The organism is Desulfonema magnum (genome assembly GCF_017377395.1).
GTDB classification, from domain to species: Bacteria; Desulfobacterota; Desulfobacteria; order Desulfobacterales; family 4be13; genus Desulfonema_C; species Desulfonema_C magnum.
The window spans coordinates 7,251,108-7,271,897 of the sequence record NZ_CP061800.1; the positions used below are offsets into that span (position 1 = coordinate 7,251,108).

15 protein-coding genes, 1 tRNA gene and 1 pseudogene are annotated in these 20,790 nt (G+C 43.4%); 4 read left to right on the forward strand and 13 right to left on the reverse strand.

The features are described 5' to 3' along the window. Positions 1-5: 5 nt before the first annotated feature. From dnm_RS27820 to rpmF, 6 genes are all read right to left on the reverse strand, one after another. Positions 6-1,502, reverse strand: a complete 1,497-nt coding sequence (locus dnm_RS27820; RefSeq protein ID WP_207680140.1) for a sensor domain-containing diguanylate cyclase — start codon at positions 1,500-1,502, stop codon at positions 6-8. 348 nt (positions 1,503-1,850) lie between these two features. Next, positions 1,851-3,035, reverse strand: coding sequence for a beta-ketoacyl-ACP synthase II (fabF, locus tag dnm_RS27825; protein WP_246556122.1), 1,185 nt, complete (start codon positions 3,033-3,035; stop codon positions 1,851-1,853). A gap of 160 nt (positions 3,036-3,195) precedes the next feature. Beyond that, positions 3,196-3,426 (reverse strand): acyl carrier protein, encoded by a 231-nt coding sequence (acpP, locus tag dnm_RS27830; RefSeq protein ID WP_337833589.1) that lies wholly within the window; start codon positions 3,424-3,426, stop codon positions 3,196-3,198. A 74-nt stretch (positions 3,427-3,500) separates the two neighbouring features. After that, complete coding sequence (gene fabG, locus dnm_RS27835) at positions 3,501-4,247, reverse strand: 3-oxoacyl-[acyl-carrier-protein] reductase (RefSeq protein WP_207680141.1); 747 nt, start codon at positions 4,245-4,247, stop codon at positions 3,501-3,503. A 95-nt stretch (positions 4,248-4,342) separates the two neighbouring features. After that, positions 4,343-6,004 carry an acyl-CoA dehydrogenase family protein gene (locus tag dnm_RS27840; protein ID WP_207680142.1) on the reverse strand — a complete coding sequence of 554 codons (1,662 nt, stop codon included), beginning with the start codon at positions 6,002-6,004 and terminating at the stop codon, positions 4,343-4,345. A 19-nt stretch (positions 6,005-6,023) separates the two neighbouring features. After that, positions 6,024-6,206, reverse strand: a complete 183-nt coding sequence (gene rpmF, locus dnm_RS27845) for a 50S ribosomal protein L32 (protein ID WP_207680143.1) — start codon at positions 6,204-6,206, stop codon at positions 6,024-6,026. Positions 6,207-6,516: 310 nt separating this feature from the next. On the opposite strand from rpmF, the pseudogene gltX reads away from it, so the two are divergent. The 3 genes and pseudogenes from gltX to dnm_RS27855 all read left to right on the forward strand — a co-directional run. Further along, a pseudogene (gene gltX / locus dnm_RS31480) lies at positions 6,517-7,361 on the forward strand (glutamate--tRNA ligase); the annotation flags it as partial. A gap of 39 nt (positions 7,362-7,400) precedes the next feature. Further along, complete coding sequence (locus tag dnm_RS31485; RefSeq protein ID WP_337833627.1) at positions 7,401-7,931, forward strand: hypothetical protein; 531 nt, start codon at positions 7,401-7,403, stop codon at positions 7,929-7,931. Between the two features lie 42 nt (positions 7,932-7,973). Further along, a tRNA-Gln gene (locus tag dnm_RS27855) sits at positions 7,974-8,047 on the forward strand. 334 nt (positions 8,048-8,381) lie between these two features. Here the strand turns inward: dnm_RS27855 and dnm_RS27860 are convergent. The 4 genes from dnm_RS27860 to dnm_RS27875 form a co-directional block, all read right to left on the reverse strand. Further along, positions 8,382-10,601: an ATP-binding protein gene (locus dnm_RS27860; RefSeq protein WP_207680144.1), complete on the reverse strand. Its 2,220-nt coding sequence runs from the start codon at positions 10,599-10,601 to the stop codon at positions 8,382-8,384. Positions 10,602-11,791: 1,190 nt separating this feature from the next. Continuing rightward, positions 11,792-13,846 carry a SpoIIE family protein phosphatase gene (locus dnm_RS27865; protein WP_207680145.1) on the reverse strand — a complete coding sequence of 685 codons (2,055 nt, stop codon included), beginning with the start codon at positions 13,844-13,846 and terminating at the stop codon, positions 11,792-11,794. 407 nt (positions 13,847-14,253) lie between these two features. Next, positions 14,254-14,838, reverse strand: a complete 585-nt coding sequence (locus dnm_RS27870; protein ID WP_207680146.1) for a nucleotidyl transferase family protein — start codon at positions 14,836-14,838, stop codon at positions 14,254-14,256. Positions 14,839-14,861: 23 nt separating this feature from the next. Beyond that, positions 14,862-15,710 carry a response regulator gene (locus dnm_RS27875; RefSeq protein WP_207680147.1) on the reverse strand — a complete coding sequence of 283 codons (849 nt, stop codon included), beginning with the start codon at positions 15,708-15,710 and terminating at the stop codon, positions 14,862-14,864. A 503-nt stretch (positions 15,711-16,213) separates the two neighbouring features. On the opposite strand from dnm_RS27875, the gene dnm_RS27880 reads away from it, so the two are divergent. After that, a complete protein-coding gene (locus dnm_RS27880; protein ID WP_207680148.1) occupies positions 16,214-17,800 on the forward strand; it encodes an AAA-like domain-containing protein in 1,587 nt (528 codons plus the stop codon). A gap of 296 nt (positions 17,801-18,096) precedes the next feature. Here dnm_RS27880 and dnm_RS27885 read toward each other — a convergent pair whose 3' ends face one another. From dnm_RS27885 to dnm_RS27895, 3 genes are all read right to left on the reverse strand, one after another. After that, entirely contained in the window at positions 18,097-18,879 is a 783-nt protein-coding gene (locus dnm_RS27885; protein WP_207680149.1) for a hypothetical protein, read from the reverse strand. A 709-nt stretch (positions 18,880-19,588) separates the two neighbouring features. Next, positions 19,589-20,362: an IS630 family transposase gene (locus dnm_RS27890; protein ID WP_207683779.1), complete on the reverse strand. Its 774-nt coding sequence runs from the start codon at positions 20,360-20,362 to the stop codon at positions 19,589-19,591. Continuing rightward, a complete protein-coding gene (locus dnm_RS27895) occupies positions 20,287-20,520 on the reverse strand; it encodes a hypothetical protein (protein WP_207680150.1) in 234 nt (77 codons plus the stop codon). The genes dnm_RS27890 and dnm_RS27895 overlap by 76 nt, the downstream gene beginning before the upstream one ends. Positions 20,521-20,790: the final 270 nt, after the last annotated feature.

The following is a 20,790-nucleotide window of genomic DNA, read 5'->3' on the forward strand; positions in this document are numbered from 1 at the left end:
CTTGTTTACTCCTCTGCCTGTTCAAATAGTTTAATACAGTTTCCCCCCATGATTTTTGCCGAGACCAGAGCAGTTTTAGCCATTTCCACCAGTTTTCCGGGGCTGTCCGTATCATCCGGAAATCCGGCCATGCCCCCGCTCAGGGTGAGAGGGGATGACAATTTGACATGCATGTCCTCCGGAATCCCGCACACAGACTTAAAAATACGTTCTCCGACCCTGAGCGCATCTTCTTTCGCAGCACCGACCAGGACAACACCGAATTCCTCTCCTCCGATTCGCCCCACAATATCAATGGGACGAAGGCAGCCTTTGATTCGGTCGGCAATGATACGCAACAGATGATCTCCCATAAGGTAGCCGTAAGTGAGGTTAAAGCGGTTGAGATGATCCACATCAAACACGATGAGTGAAATTTTAGCGTCTTTCATACGCCGCGCCCGGCTCAGTTCTTCATGAAGCCGTCGCCACCAAAGCCCGTAATTATAAGTCCCGGTCAGACTGTCAGTCAGGCTAATATCCTGGAGTTTCTGTCCCGGAACCGATTCTCGGATCATACTGGCAGCAACGTTACAAACTGAATGAACAGCATTTTTCACAGACTCACCGAGCCGCGGTGTTTCATCCGAAAGAAGCAGAATATCACCCTCTATGCTGTCCAGACAGGACAGGGGGATGAGGATAAAGAAATCTTCCTGAAAACAAGTTTTTGAAACAAAAGAGAAATCTTTGCTCCTAAATATCCTGATCTTCAGGGCAGATTTAATCTCTGATTTTTTCAGTTGGAAAAGCAGTTGCTCGTAAACTTCCCGATATTGTTTGGTTTCAACGCCATAGCCCAGAACCAGATCAAAAAAATGGGACTCGGGCTTTTTGAGAAGTATCACGCCTTTTTTTTGGGTTCCCAAAAGATTGGCAGTCAGTTGGAAGATATAATCGAAAACAATCCGCATTTCCCGGAGTGTATGGTATTCCTGAAACATGTTCATCATGTAAAGCTGTGAATCACCTTTACGTCTGCCCGCCAGGGTGTCCGTCCGAATGAGGTATTCGAAGAAACGGTTGAGAATTTCATTTATTATAACTTCCTGTCCGCCCGGGATGTTATGGTTCGGATCCGCAAAATTGATGTTGATTGTGCCGAGGGTCTGGTCGCGAAATTTAATCGGCAGGATCCATGAAGTGTTCGCCTGAGCATTGACCAGATCATCTGAGTCAATCCCAATCCGAGAATCTCCGCTGTGTCCTCTGAGAAAAACAGATTGGCCGCTGGCCGCGACCTTGCCGGAAACCCCCTCTCCTATACGCACGCGGGCCTGTTCAACAATATTATTTTTCAGTCCCCGGGAACTTCGAATCGTAAGTTCTTGAAATTTATTATCAAGCAGCATGACAGAACCGCATTCTGCCCGCGTGACATCCAGAATCACATCCAGCATCAGATCCAAAATTTGAGAAGAAGGAGAGAAGATAACCGATTTTTTGCTTTCTTGCTCACTCATAATAAAATTTTTTTATTTTAATCTTTAGTTTAGCATAGAGAAAATCAGTGATTAGAAAACAGGCATTATCTGACTATTCTCTCTCAGGAATGCTATCGGGGTCGGGGATGCGAAAAGTTCCGGCCAAAATGATTCCGGCCAGAGGCGATATGCGATGCCTGATTTCCAAACCTGTATGAACAGGAATTCATACATCACAGTTTTACCCAATGTTCAAATTTTTTTCCTGCCATTCCTACGGAAAAGAGAATCCGTCGCAAATATCATGGCTTCTCGGTTCCGCAGGAAGAAACAGGTTTATTCCGGACATCGGGTGTTAGGAGTTTCCAGAACAAGAATCGCTTTAATTTACGGACGATATTTTTTCAGCATCAGTGTGGCGTTTGTCCCTCCGAAGCCAAAGGAATTCGTCATGGCGATGTCCACATTCTGCTTTCGGGCAACATTCGGAACATAATCAAGATCGCACTCTTCGCCGGGATTTACGAAATTGATGGTCGGGGGGATAATCCCCTCATGGATTGTCAGTGCCGTGAAAACCGTTTCAATGCCGCCGGCCGCTCCGAGAAGATGACCTGTCATTGATTTGGTCGAACTCACAGGGACTGAATGCGCTTTGTCCTTGAATACGGCCTTGATCGCTCTTGTCTCGTAGAGATCATTCAGCGGTGTTGATGTGCCATGGGCATTGATATAATCAACCATGTCATAAGAAAGCCCCGCGTCATCAAGAGCTGCCTCCATACATCTTATGGCCCCGTTTCCATCCGGAGGCGGGGAAGTCATATGATAGCCGTCTCCGCTCATTCCGTATCCCACGATTTCCGCGTAAATACGGGCACCTCTTTCAAGAGCACCTTCAAGCGTTTCAAGGATAAGAATACCACTTCCTTCGCCGACAATAAATCCGTCACGATCCCGCTCAAAGGGCCTGGATGCTTTTTCCGGTTCGTCATTACGGGTGGAAAGGGCCTTCATGGCATTGAAACCGCCCACGCATGTCGCGGTGATGACAGACTCCATTCCGCCAGTTATCATAGCGTCGGCCCTGCCTGATTTGACAATTTCAAAAGCCTCTCCGACCGCGTGGGTTCCTGCCGCACATGCTGTCGCGACCGAAGCATTGGGGCCTTTGGCTCCGCACTGTATGGAAACAATGCCGGGTGCCATATTTCCTATCAGCATGGGGATCAGAAACGGGCTGACCCGCTTCGGACCTTTTTGGTCAATAATTCTGCTGTTTTCCTCCAGAAATGCAAGCCCCCCGAGACCGCATCCTGTAAAGACCCCTATTCTGTTTTCATTCGCAGTGCTGATCACAAAACCGGAATCTTCCAGGGCCATGCGGCTGGCCGCAACAGCATATGCAATAAATCGCCGCATACGCTTTGCATCTTTTTTAGGAAGAAAATCTCCGGCATGAAAATCTTTTACCTCTCCGGCAATCTTTGTCTGAAAGGCAGACGCGTCGAACCGGGTGATCTCACCTATACCTGATTTACCGGCGCACAATGCACTCCATGTATCGTTCACACCGATACCCAGGGGGTGACAAGTCCCACACCTGTAATAACGACCCGCCTGTTTTTGTTATTTGTCATTTGTCATTCGTCATTCGTTGGTTGTCATTCGTTGGTTATTGTATATCATTTCCTGACTGAAGACTCGTCAGGGTCCAATGGTTAATAACAACTTATGAGTTTTTATTGACATAATCAATGGCATCTTTGACACTGACCAGCTCTTCAGCGTCTTCATCGGAAATATCTATATCAAACTCCTCTTCCATGGACATGATCAGTTCCACAAGGTCAAGTGAGTCTGCGCCCAAGTCATCCACAAAAGAAGCTTCCGGCACGATTTCGCTCATGTCAACACTCAGTTTTTCTGCAATTATTTTTTTTATTTTATCCTCAACGGACATAATAGTCTCCTTTTTTAAAAATTGATAATTGATAATGGAGAATTGATAATTACCAATTATCAATTGTCAATTATTTACATGTACATTCCGCCGTTCACATGAATTGTCTGGCCAGTAATATATGCGGCGTTTTCAGAAGCCAGAAATGCAACTACGGCAGCGATATCTTCAGGTTTTCCGCCGCGCTTCAGAGGAATCCCGCTTAACATTGCGTCTCTTGCTTTCTCCGGAAGTGCCGCTGTCATGTCAGTTTCGATAAAACCCGGAGCAACAGCATTAACGGTAATATTTCTTGACGCGAGTTCGAGTGCGACAGCTTTGGTAAGGCCGATAATTCCGGCTTTTGAAGCCACATAATTCGCCTGTCCGGGATTACCTGAGGCACCGACAACCGAGGCTATGTTCACAATACGGCCGAACCGCTGTTTCATCATGGGTTTTGTCGCGGCCCGGGTACAATAAAACGTACCTTTCAAATTGATATCTATGACATCATTCCAGTCCTTGTCCTTCATACGGACCAGGAGGCTGTCTCTGGTTATACCCGCGTTGTTCACCAGAATATCTATTCTTCCGGTTTCATCAAGTATTCTGTCAAAAAAGCTTTCCACATCTTTTTCTGACGCGACATTGAGGACCGCGCTGGTTGCCATACCTCCCGCGTCTGTTATCAGCTTTTCAGTTTTGGAAGCCTCTTCATCAGCCGGGAAATAATTAAAATATATGTGCGTGTCCGGTCCTGCAAGGGCAAGACAAATCGCTCTCCCAATCCCCCTTGAGCCGCCCGTGACAACGATAGTACGCTGAACTTGTTCCGACATTAATTACCTCTCTGGGATTTGAAATTTGTGATTTGAAATTTGTGATTTGTGATTTGTAACTGCCCAATCCCCAATCACCAAGTCCCAATCACCAATCACCTCTCAAACAAAATATCCGCCACCTTGTCCATATCTTTTATAATATTCCGGTAACTGGAAATCAGTTCGTTATAAAAAACAGAGTCCATGAACTTGGAAATGGTTTTCTGATCAAATGCTCCGGATCCCATCAGGATTTTAAGTACGTTCTGAGCAACCATCTGGGCCACTTCATTTGCAAAAATCCTCGACATGGTTTTGATTTTTTCAGCATTGGGATCATCTGCTTCTTCGAGGCTTATTGCTTTTCGGGCCATGCTTGCGCCGACTTCCACATATGTCATCATATCTGCCAACGCAAACATGATGTATTGCTGCCGGGTCAGTTTGTTATCATGAACCAGCATGATGGTGTGGTTGAGTGCGCTGGCTGCAAGCGCATAAAACCGGGCACCGATATCACCGGTCTCTGATTCTTCCATTTCAGTACAGATATCATTGTAATATTCGCCGTTTGTTTTCCGAGTCTTTTTCCAGCGGAAGGTGCTGATGATATTCTGCTGAATCTCGCTGGTTCCTTCATAGATACAGGTGATTTTTACATCCCTTTTTATCTTCTCCACTTCAAATTCAGAAATGTATCCGTATCCTCCGAGGGCCTGCATGGCCTCATCAACGGCTTTGTTTGCGACTTCCGGGGTAAACAACTTGGCAATGGCACCTTCCACCTGTAAATCTTCTTCGGAAGAATCCAGTCGCAAAGCCACTTCATCCAAATAAGCGGCCGCGGCTTCCAGCCGAACCGCATGAGGAACAACCAGTTTGTGGGTATAGCCCTGTTTTTCCGAAAGCGGGCCTCCGAACTGAATCCGCTCTTTCGCGTAAGGAATGGCAATTTCAAGGGCGCGCTGGCCGGCCCCCAGCGCCATGGAGGCCACCATCAGACGGGTATATCCGAAAACCCGGTTGGCCTGCTTGAGTCCTTTTCCGGGGACGCTTCCGACAAGATTCTCGGCCGGGACAACCACATCTGTAAATGTCAGCGGAGAGGTGTTGGATGCCCGAATACCATGTTTTTCCTCACTTTTGCCGGGAACAAATCCTTGTGTTCCTTTTTCCACAACAAAAAACGAGGGGCCTTCGGGCGTTTTTGCAAGAACGGTGACCAAATCAGCCGCCCCCCCGTTTGAAATGAACTGCTTTGTCCCGTTTATTTTATATGCTGTGATTTCTCCGGCATCATTTAACACCGGTTCAGCCTTTGTCTTAATGGCTGCCACATTGCTTCCGGCTTCGGGTTCGGTCACGGCATAGGCCACAATGGTGTTTCCCTCGGCAATGGCACCGATCCATTTTTCTTTCTGCACCTCAGTGGCACCGACAAGTATAGGATCGGTACCCAGTTGTATGGCAAAAAAAGCCGTGGCAATCCCCAAACAAATCTTGGACATTTCACGGGTTACCGCACAACAATCCTGAGCGCCGCCCCCCATTCCCCCATATTCTTCGGGTATAAAAAGGAGTTGCAGCGCGACATCCGGTCCCAGTATTTCCCGGATCGTGTTTTCTGGGAAAATTTCCTTTCTGTCAAATTCAAGGACCTTTTCCCTGGTAAGGAGCCGTTTTTTTAACTGCCTGACAGTATCTATTACCATCTCTCTTGATTCGGCATCCAACCCTCTGAGAACGGCTCCGTTTTCAGTTTCAACTGCTGCCATGTCTGTTCCCTTTTTTCATTTATGCTTCTTCGGATTCAAGTACAACGCGTCCTTTATAAGTACCGCAGTTTCCGCATATATGATGAGGAAGTTTGGGTTCATTACATTGGGGACAGATGGACAGATTAATACCCGCAATTTTATGATGGGTGCGCCGTTTGTCCCGTCTTGACTTGGATGTTCTACGCTTTGGCACTGCCATAAGTAATCTCCTAACTAAATGTTTTATTTATAAATATTTTATATATTATTCACTAACAGATAAGTTAGATTCTAGTAATTTAAATAGAGCAGATTGTCAAGAGTTTTTCACATTTTTTTTATTTTGTTTTCTTGTATTTTCAGAAATAATATGTTATTAAAAGCGTTTTTGCTAAAACTTGCAACTTCAGCGTCTGTGAAAAATGGTCAGATGGAATATTCTGCTTGCAAAAAAAATTTGGCTGTTTTACTTATTACTAATATAAATCAGGTCTTAACGAGTAATAATCTATATAACAAGGTGAAATAAAATGAAAAAAATTGTAACACGTTTTCCTCCCAGTCCCACGGGCTACCTTCATGTGGGGGGAGCACGAACGGCCCTTTTTAACTGGCTTTACGCCCGCCATACAAAAGGGAAATTTGTCCTCAGAATTGAAGACACAGATATTCAGCGTTCCACCCAGGAATCTGTTGACGCCATATTTGATGCCCTTGAATGGCTCGGCATTGACTGGGATGAGGGGCCTTATTTTCAAACCCGACGGTTTGACATTTATAAAGAATATATACAGAAACTTTTGGATTCGGGTCACGCTTATTACTGTTCCTGCTCTTCTGAAGAAGTGGACGAGATGAGGAAAAAGGCAATGGAAGCGGGAGGAAAACCCAGATATGACGGCACATGCCGGGAAAAAGGGCTTCCCAAAGGGGAAAACACTGTTGTCCGTTTTAAGGCCCCGCTCATGGGAACCACTGTGCTTGAAGATATTATAAAAGGTAATATTGTCTTTCAAAATTCGGAACTGGATGATTTTATCATTGCCCGGAGCGACGGCACGCCCACATATAATTTTGTGGTTGTGATTGATGACATTACAATGGGGATTAACACGGTGATACGGGGGATGATCATGTGAACAACACCCCGAAGCAGATATTGCTTTATAAGGCACTGGGAAGCTCCCTGCCCGCGTTCGGGCATGTTCCCATGGTGCTTGGCAATGACCGGACCCGTCTGAGCAAGCGTCACGGAGCCATGTCTGTCACTGCTTACAGGGAAATGGGATATCTGCCGGATGCCCTGATCAATTATCTTGTCCGTCTGGGATGGTCTCACGGGGATCAGGAATTTTTTACAAGGGATGAACTGATTGAAAAATTCACTCTTGAAAATATCGGGCGCTCGGCCGGGGTGTTTGATCAGGAAAAACTGCTGGCCCTTAATGCGGATCATATCAAGGTCGCGGAACCGAAAAAGCTTATTGCCCCCCTCATCCCTTTTTTAAAAGAAAGAGGAATTGAGGCTGATGATGAGACATATCTTGAAGCGGTCATAAAAACCCTGAATATCCGCAGCAAAACACTGAAGGAGATGGCAGAGGGGGCTGAGTTCTATTTTCAGGATGATATCTCCTATGATGAAAAAGCTGCAAAAAAATTCCTGAAACCAGTTATCCTGGAACCTTTAAGACAATTGGCTACAGAGTTTGAATCTCTTGATCAGTTTGATGAAAAAACCCTTGAGCGCGTGTTTGTAAAGGTGATGGAAGCCGCGGGGCTTAAACTGGGTAAAATTGCACAGCCCGTAAGAGTGGCCCTGACCGGAAAAACCGCGAGTCCGGGAATATTTGAAATCATTGAAGTGCTTGGTAAAACAAAGGTTTTATCACGGCTGAAAAAAGCGGTTCAATTTATTGTGGACAAAAACGAAAATTTATCTTGACTTCACTGATTTTATGATGTACTAACTTTTTCATAAATTCAGTGGGGGATCGTCTAGTGGTAGGACGACGGGTTCTGGCCCCGTTAACCCAGGTTCGAATCCTGGTCCCTCAGCCAGCCAGATTAAAATAAGGGGTTATGGAAATTTATCCATAACCCCTTTTTGTATTTCCACAAAAAATTCGGGGGGCACAATACTTATTTATCCGATTTCAACTTTCCGCCCGGCTTTTCGGATGACAATTTCCGATTTAATATCGTCTCCGAGCAGGCATATACAACAATTATTTCTTTGTCAAAAAAATAAGTATTATGTCCCCCGAATTCCCAAATTTTTTAATCTTAATTATCTCCAGTTCCAAAAAGTCGATATTCCATGAAACATAGGTTGACCTTTTTGGATGCTATAAAAGTCAAAATAAATAGGCAGCTCATTTCCTTAGGAAATTAATCATTTTTCAGCAAATATATTGTTCAAAATCTCAGCTAATTGTGATTTCGTATACGGTTTTGGAACTATCCCGCAAAAACCGTAATCCTCGTAATTTGACATTATGGGATCATTTGAATAACCACTTGAAGCAATGGCTTTAACATTTGAATCAATCTTCAATAATTCAATGATTGTTTTTAATCCTCCCATGCCTCCGGGGACGGTAAGATCAAGAATTACCGCATCAAATGCATCTTCAGTTGTTTGAGCTTTTTTATACATTTTAATTGCCTGAGACCCATCCGCGGAAAAGGCAGTTTTATATCCCATGCTCTTCAGCATTCTCCCAACCATTTTCAAGATGGGTTCCTGGTCGTCCATAACCAGAATTTTGCCTTGACCTTTATGTTTAGCTTCTTTCTGGTCTTTAGGCTCCTTGAAATCATTTAACGAAGTTGGCAGATAAATATTAAAAACCGTTCCCTTTTCAATTTCTGAATATACAGTAATGTAGCCCTCATGCTTTTTGATAATGGAGTATGTGGTAGTTAAGCCAAGACCGCTTCCTTTTTGCTTGGTTGTAAAATAAGGTTCAAATATATTTAAAAGATGCTTCTCAGGTATGCCAATACCTTGATCTTCAATAACAATTTTGACATATCGTCCTGATGGCAGAGGGATACCGCTTTCAGATTCAATGGTCACATTTTCTGTACAGATGGCAATCGCTCCGCCATTTGGCATAGCTTGATTCGCATTGATCACCAAGTTGTTGACGACCTGATTTATCTGACCTTCATCGACTTCAACAGGCCATAAATCTTCCGATAAATTAAAAATACACTTCGATGCTGCTCCTCTGATTGAAAAAATAGCAGCATCTCTTATTATTTTGTTGATATCAGCAACTTTTTTTACGGGCGCACCTCCCTTGGAAAACGTAAGCAGTTGATTTGTCAACCCCTGGGCTTGTTTTGATGATTCCTGTATATCAGTAAGCACCTCGTATAATTCATCATCCTTATTCAAACGGCTAAGTACATATGAAATGTTACCTGTTATAATACCAAGCATATTATTGAAATCATGTGCTATACCGCCAGCTAATGTGCCGATAGCTTCCATTTTCTGTGACTGTCTGAGTTGTTCTTCAAATCGTTTTTTTTCTTTCTCATGTTTTTTACGTTGAGTTATATTTGCAGATACAACTGTTATGTAATCAATCCTTCCATCATCATCAAATATAGGTATGAGTGATGATTCAAGCCAGACTTCATTACCTTCAATATCCTTCGCCGGTGCCTCAAGTACAACTATTTCGCCAGTCTTTTTTACATGTTTCAACTTTTCTGTCATTGCTTTTTGAAATGTTTCAGGAAAAAATTCAAAAGGATAAGGTTTGCCATATACCTCAGCATTATAATCCAGCTTCAGCATTTTAAATCCGTTGGCACTCATGTATTTCAGATTGAAATCAAGGTCCACTATTTTGTGGCAAACTGGAGAATGGTCAAGCAAAGCCTGATTTCTTTTCTGAGCCTCTTTTAGCTTTCGTTTGGCTTCTTCTTTTTCAACAGTGTCGCCTATTAACCGAGCCCAGGCTTTCAACCTCTTTTTGGCTAAATCTATAATGTATTGGGGCCTTGACTGATAAGTCCCTCCAATTTTAACAAGTTCTTCCATATCAACTTCAAATTTTTTAGCCACTTGTTTTAATTGCTCATAATCATTCGGCGGATTGCCATATCCTATATTGATCGCACCGATAACCCTTCCGGCAGAATAAATCGGTTCACAATATAAACAGATTCCGCCCACACACTTAATATCAGTGCTGCACCCTGATTCAATGGCTACTTTGGCTGAATCGTTCCAACAATTTTCATGACAAAGCCATTTACCACATACCAAGGCCTTTTGATTATCATTGGTTTTACAAAGTTGACGGGATGCCAAGTCCAAATACTGACACCAACCAGAGGAGAACATACCAAAGGCATAATCCCCGTTAGCTTCGTAAATAGCCACAGATGTATCAAGCAGATCAATTGTATCTTCGGCGATTTCAGCAAGCAAATCCTTACCAACGGAATCCATGATCAGACGACATGTGTTTAATTCCGTAATATCTCCATAGGTTGGAATATAAGGTGATTTATTTGCATCAAGAAGATCGGCATGATTATCCGAAAGCCATTTAATTTTATTTAATTGATCAGTCCTTGAATTGGTATTCATTTTTACTCCAAATTTGTTTATTGTATTTAGTGATGAATTTGATAACTATTTGTAAGTATTTAAAAATTAAGTGAATCAGATTTTTTGCCAAAGTATTAACTCCCTAGAAGCACATTATTGAGACTCAAATCTTTATTCAATTACAAAAATTATATTTGAAAAATTCGGTGAAGGCTTTTTTTAAGACTTGGAAAAACGCATTATTGCATAAGGACCGAAAATTATGCGTCCGAGGCCGGCCGGAATAATGTTTTCTTCCCGAGCTGCTTATTATAAAAAATAATATCCTCTGACAATATTTTAGGGATTTCCCCTAAAAATAAAATACCCGGAAATGTAGGGGCGGTGGGTTCCGCTTCGCTCCACCCACCCTACATTTTTTGTATCGGGTATGTTATTTATTTTGAATTCCCTTATTGCATTTATCCCAAAAATAAGATAGGTATGACATTTACTGTCAGCAGATCATAACTTTCTGAATACTCAGCTTTTTCATTCCTTACAGTTTCATGGACAGGATGAGAACGCCTCAGTCTGCTGACAGTCAGTGTTCGTTCTTTAAGAAATGAATTTTATCTCTTTACTATGGGCCGGAAGAGAATGCAATATAAATTTTCAGCATCAGAGTAAAAAAATCTGATTTTTTGAAAAATATATATCCTTAACCTTTTGTTTTTATTTTTTTATAAATTATAGAGGATTCCTTAATAACATCCGGAAGGTCATGCGTAAAAAACATTACTCCGTCTGCACAGAAAGACACTTATGCGGATCGGATCGGATCAGACAGTTTGTCATCTTCCATGGAAAACGCATCCCTCGGAAATGAGGAAAACTGAAATATCGCAGTTTCTTTCTTTAGCTGGCAACCAAGCGTAATGTCGCGGCAAGCACACGGAATCAGGCATTGAATGCCTTTGTTTTTCTCTGCTCACAAGTACTCGGAATCAGCCTGGAAAATTTCAGACATATCAAAAAAGCAAAAAACCGGAAAATCTGCCCACAGCAGACTTGTTCCTAAATAAATTCTGACTCAATAAAAAACAGATACTTAAAATGGCAAAAAGCTTCAAAAGCCTTATTTGGGAACACCTCTGATGTAGATGTATGGCGGGTCGGGTGCGGATATGATGATATCCTCTTGTTATTTCAGCATAAAAAATTCAAAAACAGGTGTTTTTCGGGCTTATTTAATGTTCTGTCACCCGTTTTATGATAACAAGCGTCATATCATCCTCCCGCCGGTTGTCACACCACCGGACCACATCAGCCATGATCATCTCCTTCATTGCCTCGGGTTCCTGATGAGCATGTTTTTCAACGATTCTCATAAACCCGTCAATATCGAGCATTTTGCCGTCCGGGTTTTCCGCCTCTGTCAGACCGTCGGTGTAGAGAATGAGAATATCTCCCGGTTCCAGAGAGAACTCGGCGTTTTTTGTGGCTTTGGAAATATCCTTCTTAAAGTTCAGGTAAACGCCCCGGGTTCTGACAAGCTCGCAAGCTCCGGTTTTCTGACGATAAACAAGCATGGAAAGATGCGCTCCCGCGTGCTGGAACTGTCCGCGGCCCAGATATTTAAGTGCCGTGAATGTCATAAAATGGTTTTCATGCAGCCGTTCACTGACATTCATATACAGAATTTCATTGACTCTGACGACAAGACTCCGCGCATCAGTGTCAAAGTTGGCGGTCACTGTGCTGTGAATTGTCTGCGCCATCATCATGATCAGTCCGGGCGTGATGCCGTGCCCTGACACATCGCCGATGGCGAACCACAGCGCACCTGATTTGTCAAAGTTGAAGTCATAAAAATCGCCTCCGACATGTTCTGCCGGAAACATTGTTGCGGCAATCTCAAAATCCGGATGAATATTTTTAGTATTTTCAGGTAATAAAACCGTCTGTATCTTTTTTGCCAGTTCCATTTCACCCCACAAAGCGTTCATGGCATCTGATAATTTTGAGTTTGCCTCCTCAGCCTGTATAAGTGCCTTGTCAACCTCAGCTTTCAATTGCCTGCGCTGAGTAATATCCTGGATAACAGAAATTGTGAAATCCGGTTTTCCCTGATCATCTCTGCTCAGAGAATTTGTCTCATTGACCCAGACGGTCTCTTTGTTCTTGCGAATATAGCGTTTTTCAGTTGAATAAGTGGCAATGTCGCCATTCAGAAGTTGCAGCGACATCTCCTTGTCAACATCCGTATCCTCGGAACTTGTAATATCTGCAAGAGACAGATTCAGTATTTCATCATTGTCATACCCGGTAATCTCACAAAATTTTTGGTTGACGCGGAGACATTTTCCATCAGGAGACAAGTGGGCAATCCCCACGGCAGCCTGTTCAAAGGTGCCACGAAAAAGCGTCTCACTTTCAAAACGTTTTTTAATCAGACGCTCCGAATGTTTGGTGAAATATGCAAGCAGCCGCGTTCCCCCGAGAACAAAAAACAGAATAAGAACAAAAAACGTGGTGGCACCGTGGATAAAGAATGTACGGCGAGCTTCGGCCATCTCGCTCTCCAACGGAACCCGAATCGAAATAATTGCCCTCATGTCCCCCAATTTTTCATAAAAACCGGCTGTATCTCCATAACGTCTGACCAGTTCCTGAGGGGCTGCATCGGGAGTGCCATGGCACCGCATACAACTGGGCTTATTAACTAAAAACGGCAGGGCATAATATAAATATTCTTTTCCATTGAGTTCAACTACTTCTGAATATTCTTTTTGTCCACCGGATTTAAAATTTCTGATAAGGTTCTGTTCAAATTTATCTGCTGTGTTTAAGGGATTCCGAGGATTGTTTGCCGCCAGCTTATAATAAAACTCCGCCATTCCGAGTTTTTCGCGATGTTGGTTATAATAATGGTGAATATTTCTGGTGACATATGAGCCTGATAAAAGTTGCGGAGAAAAATACGCTTCATAGAGATGCTTTTTTTCTTTAAGCCTATATACCTCGGGCTTCTGATGATGGGTGATATAGTTGTGAACCCCCTTTTGTTGCAGCAGCAAGTTCTTAATTTTTTTCTCGGCTTCTGTTATTGCAAAGGATTTGGTTTGGTAATAAAGCAGACCCGTCAGAACACTGCCGGCGACCAGACTGATTACCAGCAGCAATTTCAGCATAATTTTTCTTATATCGCGTCCGTAATCCGAGTGCTGATTATTCTCATCCGGATCACTGATAACTTTATGGTCCTGACTGACCAGCTTTGAATGGTTCTCCTTCTGACTCATTTTATTATCCTTCAATTCATTCCAGTGTGTAACATCAGACGTTGAGCCTCTGAATCTGTTATAAACAACGATAGTAATATGACAAAACAGAAATAAAATATTTCCTGAAAATTCTGCGACTTGATCATGAAGATAAGCGGTCCCCCGAAGGGAGGACTTTTCCTGCCTGATAGGTGGAAACAAGCAGGGATATCCCGAGCCGTTTCAAAATATCGGGAAAGTTTGTCGTATGAATGCTTCATAGCGGCTCTACGGGAGGCGCGGCATTTGCCAAAAACGGATTCCTGCTTTCGCAGAAATGATAAGCTTTTTATTCGAATCGGGTCAAAAACCTGATTGTTGAGTGATAACAGAAAATAAGGAAAAGCTCACAGCCGACAGCAAAACAGTGTTCCTCAGTTTCGATGTTATCGGACACCCCGGGATGACGCGTGAATGTTTTTCAGCCTCTCAGGAATTTTCCATTTTTTTATGAGAACAGACACATTTTCCGGAACCATATGCTCCCATGCCCGGCCGCTAAGGATTCGCTTTCGGATATCACTCGCGCTGATGCCTTTTTTCTCAGGAGGAACCTCCCATAAAACATGGTACTTCAGACCAACTGATTGGAAATAACTGAGCTTTTGTCTGCCCCAGTCATCGTAAATGGTCAGGAAAAACACACCATCCAGGGGTACATAATATTTGTAGCGGTCCGGGAGGTTGATTGGCAAAGGCACAACAGAGAACTCACGCGAATTTAATCCCTCGTCCTCCAGAACCGTTTTGACGAGAATATGACGTTCATAATACGTCAGGGGATTTGCCAGGGGATTGCTTCTGCCCGGATCAGCGGTCTCTTCCAGCGTCAGCATCGGATCCGGATTTGTGATCCCCACGACCATATGCTCACAAAACGATTTCCCTGCCAGAATATATTTGACATGATCATTATGCAGTATCTGAAACCGGCCGTGAATCACGCCTGTTTCATATATCGGCGTTGTCATATTTATCTGCTCCTATTTCTTTTCTAAGGGGATTCCAAGAGTATTTTCTCAAGCTGACCGATTTTTTCCTCCAAATTGCTTTTCATTTCAGGATAAGTCGAGCAGTTGTTCAGAACAAAATAAGCCGTGTCCAGAACATCTCCGAAACGGGGATTTGACGGAAGAGAGGTGATCCTGAGATAGCGATCCAGGGTTCGTGTTCTGTACGTGCCGCCGCTGTCTATGGAAGCTGTCCATATTTTGCTGTCCTCAGCCAGTTCTATTTTTGTCTTTTGTGTTGTCTGTTTCCAATAGCGCAGCGACAGCGTCAGCACTTCGACAATAAGTTCACGGAGCCGGGCTTTTTTAAGCGCTGCTTCGGCTTTTTTCCGCCCCGAGCTTTCCTCTCTCAGCGACGCTTCCAACTGACCACGGAGTTTGGTCAGCTCCGCGTTTGCCTTTGAGAGTTCCTCATTGACCTTTTCAAGACGCTCCTGCTTTTCCCGAACCGCCAAGATCAGACCGAGCTTTTCCATGGCTTTTTCAATGGCCACATCCAATTCTTCCACTCCCACCGGCTTTCGCAGATAATTGACAGCACCCAGTTTCATCGCTTCCACCGCGGTGTCTATGCCTCCGTGACCCGTCATCACAATGCACTGAAGGTCGGGCCGGCGTTCTATGGCCCTCCGGATAAGTTCGATGCCGTCCATCCCGGGCATACGAATATCAGCAATAAGGATATCAATATCTGTTCTGCTCAGAATATCCAGAGCCTTTTCACCGGCCGGAGCTGTATGAACCGCATAAGAAAGGGTTTCAAGCTGCCAGCTCACAAATTCCACAAAATCAGGTTCGTCATCAACGAGGAGAATTTTTCCTTTTGAGTCCATCTGCTTATCCTTTTTCATTATCTTTTGATGTGGTGCAGAATGCTACAAACATGCCGCCCCGACGGGGCTTTACCAGCCCGGCACGATGAATGCTGTTACAAATATGTCACCCCCCACGGGGCTTGGCCGGCCCTCCCCTAAATCCGTTATAATCAGAAAATCTTTAACACACAATTGGCAGATACGACAAGAAATAAAGATGAAATAAGATACTCTCTCTTGACTTCGGGAATATGCCTATGGTTAGATGAAAAACAGTTTCAGACTGTTCCCTGATATCAGGAGTTTTACCAATTTCAGCAGATCAGAAAGTTTTAACCCCTGGTCAGATCCGTTAGCACTCATGTGACAGGGTAATATTCATCGGACAGTGTGAAAAATTTTCAATCTGCTGAATTTAATTCATTATCAGCAGATTGAAAATTTTTGAACACCTTCGGTTCTGATGATGCAGGCTGAATAAAAATTTTTCCATCTGCCAGATTATCAAAAGGAAGCACTTCATGAGACACTTTCATTCTTACGGACCAGTAAACAGCAAAACACATTTCTATGTGGAACGCAGATATCTGGTGGATCACTGCAGAGATCAGATGATCGGAGATATGGCGGACGGCGGTTATTATTTTACCATATGGGGACCAAGACAATCAGGAAAAACCTGGCTCATGGAGCAGGTGAAGAAGGAAATCGAAAATCGTTACGGTGGCAGGTTTGTCATCGGTACCATATCCATGCAGGGAATTGTCATGGAAGATGATGACCCCGACGAAGTATTTTTAAAAAAAGTCCCAAAGCTTATGCTGGACGGATTTGAACTGAACGTGGATGCGCCGGCATCGTGGGAAGACTGGTCCCTGCTTTTTCACAAAAGCAGGGGGCTTTTCAATCGGCCTGTTCTGATGTTTATGGACGAATTTGACAGTTTGCCTGCAAAGGTCATTGATAAATTGGCCACGCTTTTCCGAGATATGTATATAAATCAGAAAAATTATTTGCTTCAGGGGCTGTGTCTGATCGGGGTGCGTGCGGCAGTCGGGGTTGAAGGCAGCCGGGGCATGCCCTTTAATGTTCGGAAATCTTTGCATGTGCCCAACTTTACAATAGATGAGGTGCAAGAAATTTTTCAGCACTACCAGGAAGAAAGTCACCAGAAAATAGAGCCGGAGGTGGTGATGAGTATCTTTGATGTTACCCGGGGACATCCCGGACTGGTTTGCTGGTTTGGTGAACTTCTCACCGAGAATTATCAGCCGGGTCCTGACAAAATAATAGATCAGAAGGTCTGGAACCGTGTCTATGGCCGAGCCTGTAATGTGGAGTGGAACAATATGTTTCTGAATCTCATAAAAATGACCAAAAAAAAATACCGGCCCCAGATGCTTGAAATTTTTGCCCGGTCAGATATTCCTTTCAAGCTGGATGCGGATTGGTGCAATCATCTGTATCTGAACGGCATTATTGATGCTGAAGGCTATGTGGATGACAGGGGGGAAGAGCTGGAAGTCTGTCGTTTTTCATGTCCTTTTGTTCAGAAACGTCTCTACAAAACCCTGACAGATGATCTTGTGGGAAATTTTACGCCTGTCCTGGCGCTGAACCCGTTTGATGAAATGGAAGATGTGTTCAACGGGCAGGAACTGAACTTTCAGGCCCTGATCACCCGCTACAAAAATTATGTGGTCCGGCTCAAATCAAAAGGATTTACCCCGTGGAAAGAGCGATTCCGGAAATCAGATTTACGGTTAAGAGAGTCTTCCGGATATTTCCATTTGTATTCGTGGCTTCACAGTGTGTTAGGCAAACAATGCCTGATCAGCCCCGAATTTCCCACTGGCAGCGGCAAGGTTGCGCTGCATTTGAAATGCGAAGACAAAAAAGGCATTATCGAGGTCAGGCAATTCATAAATGCATCTGAATTCAGAAGAGCAAAACACGAGGCTGCAAAATACGCGACAGAATCCGGCCTGGAGGGCATCGCCCTGATTATTTTTGTGCCGATAGATGATGAAGATATTTTGTCAAAACTGTCAGGAGAAGAGATTATAGAGGATGTACTTGTGACGGTTATTGCCATCGGGTGGATGTAAAAGAATTGAGAATTGAAAATTGAAAATTGAAAATTGAAAATTGAAAATTGAAAATTGAAAATTGAAAATTCATTTTGTTCCCATGCATCGGCTCATCTCGTTCCCATGCCTCTGTCGGACGGGGTTTTCAACCCTGTCCGGCAAAATGTTATGCTTCTGAAAGTAGTACAGGGAAAAGGGATAAGAAAGGGAAGGTGCGTTTTCCTTTTCTTATCCCCTTTCCCTGTACTTTCGGCCGGACTGTCAACAAAATCCGTCAGAATCAGAAAAAAAGAATGTCATGCAACGTCTTCAAATTATTCTCCGATACTCACCTCAACTTCGGCGGACTGAATTAAAACCCCGTTAAAACTGATCTGAGGCTTAATCACTTTGGTAATGATTTGCTCTCCCGGGCCGAATTCATCTGACGGAACAAACCTTGCATGAATTGTCATTCCCTCTGCAAAGGGTTTTCCGAGCAGTTCAGTGAGTTCATAGCCTTTGTCATTAAACGCCTGTTCCAGCCTTTTTAATGAATTTTTCAATGCTGTGAGGCCCTTTGTATGTTCCGGCATATGCTCTGTTCTTTTACGCATCCGATGAATCTCCTGACCGACTCGGAGTGCTAATGTGTGATCGGTTGAAACAGGGAATTCCGAAGGCGGAGAATGGTCCGAAGGCCCGATAAGTCCTGTCAATTCTGATGCTGATTTAATAATCTGCGAAATAAGTGTGTTTTCAGTTTGATGAATTTTTTCGCATAAAATATCCAGAATAAAGCCTAACTTTTTTTTCAGCATGAGTAAAACGATAATCATTGCCGACAAAAGCGCGAGAACAGAAAATATCCCATATAAAAGCAGATCATGTTGAAAATTATCAGTCTGTCTTACCTCCTTTTTCCGCAACATACCCTGAATCACTTTGATCCTTTGGTTTTGTTCGAGAATTGTGTTTCTTAAAACAGCGACTGACTTTTCAAGCGAGCTGATTGTCTCGGTGAGTTTAAGGATTTCTGTTTGAAACAGCTTTCTGTCAATAAGTAAAAAGATTATCATCAAAAGCAAAAAGGATATTATGGTTATATTTTTTTTCATTTTTTACTTTTCATTTCTCAGTTTCTATACCTGATAACTTCTGATTATATACTCACCACTGGCATAATCTGAGATTTTTTCAGAAGCCTGATTTCCGGTTCCGGCAGGCAGTACTGTCACATATCCGGACTGCGAAAATTATTTTTCGAACACACACTGCGCGAACAGCGAAAAATAAGTACTTATCCATAAGTTTTCGATAGTTGACCGGGGAAGAAACTCGGTTTTTTTTTCCGGAATGACCCTCCGCCCGTGACGGAAAAAGCCGGGTTTTCTTGCCGCCCACAGAAAAAAATGTATAAAAAATTTCGCACTCCGGACGGCTGGCGTTCGTTACGGGTCTCCGTGAACCGAATATCCGGCATATTTGTTTCTTCTCAAGCTGCTGTTTTCCGGGAATATCCGCCCGGAGCTTTGTAAAAACAGATTCCCGAAATCAGAGCCTGAAACTTATTATAATCAGGATAATTTTCAAAAGCAAGCCCCGCGAGGATGATATCATTTCGGTGATACGGGTCAGGGAGAGTTGAACCAAACTAAGAAGATAATAAGCACCTATCCATAAATTTTCTGATATTTTTTATGATTCGGAGTGCTGAAATGAAATAAGTACCTGACCAAAAGTTTTTTATAAATATTTAATCAAAAATTTTTTAACTATTATGAGAACTCGACAGTATACTGAGAACCCAGATTCAATAAAATATTATCAAGATGTTCTTCCAGTTTGGAGAATGAAATATACGCGGAGAAAGGGCAGCCACTCGTATTTGATTTTACGCCACAGTATTTCGATAAGATTCAGTTCGGGAGAATATGTGGGTAAGAATTTTATATTCAGCCCTTTTTTATGCCACTCAGGCAGACATGACAGGAACTTTCTGCTCTTATGAACGGGTGAATTGTCCATGATTACAAAGGTTTTTTGCGAAATCGCCTCGCTGAAGCTGTCGAAACAGGCGATCACGAGATCAGCGTCCGTTCCTCCGCCTTCGAATATGAAAGGTGTGAAATTGTTCTCTTTGTTCATAAATGCGAGAACATTGAGACGGGAACCGGCGGCGGAGGGGACTTCGATATATTCGCCCTTCGGCTGCCAGGCGTAAGGCACACAGGGGGTCGGACAGAAACCGGATTCGTCAAAATAGCGGACATCGATTTCTCCGTTCTCCCGACGTTTCTCCAGGTCGGCGATTTTTTCCTGTGCCTTCTCAAATTTCTCATCGTCCCGTTTTCCTCTGAGAGATTTGCGGATCCGTTTCCAGGTCCGTTTCTTTTTAATCACACGTCTCACAGCGGATTTGCTGACTTTCTTACCCCGGTCATCTTCGAGGACGGCGATGATTTTGTTCACCGAACGGGGTTCCTCCTCAACCATCTGATGAATGTGATCCTCATCCTCCGGGGTCAGAACACAGGGGCGGCCGGAACGCGGACGGTCATACAGTCCTCTGAGACCGTTTTCCTCCCACCTGTCTGGCAGGTCATCTCACAGATATCCGCTATTTTTTTCACCTGCCGACCTTTGTTGCTGAGAATTATGACACGCGCCCTGTCGCGCACCCTGGCACACGGGTGATTCTTCTGCGCGGACTGCAGGGTGGTCAGTTCGGGTTCCGTCAGATCGAGGACTTTTTTCATAACGCAGACTCCTTTCGGCAAATTTCGGATTATTTTCATGTCTGCCATAAACTATATGTCATATTTTTTTATTGTCAATAAATTATTGAACAAATATTTAAATAAATATAAAAAATTTTTGGTCAGATACTTAAATCCATTATAATCAGTTTTTTTCTTGTGAATCAGTCGCTAATCTGAAATAATATATAAATATCTGATTTCAGGGCCTCAGGTTCGTATCAGTGCGCCCGCCCGGCTCGGTTTGAAAAAACTGAGCCATATTTGCCA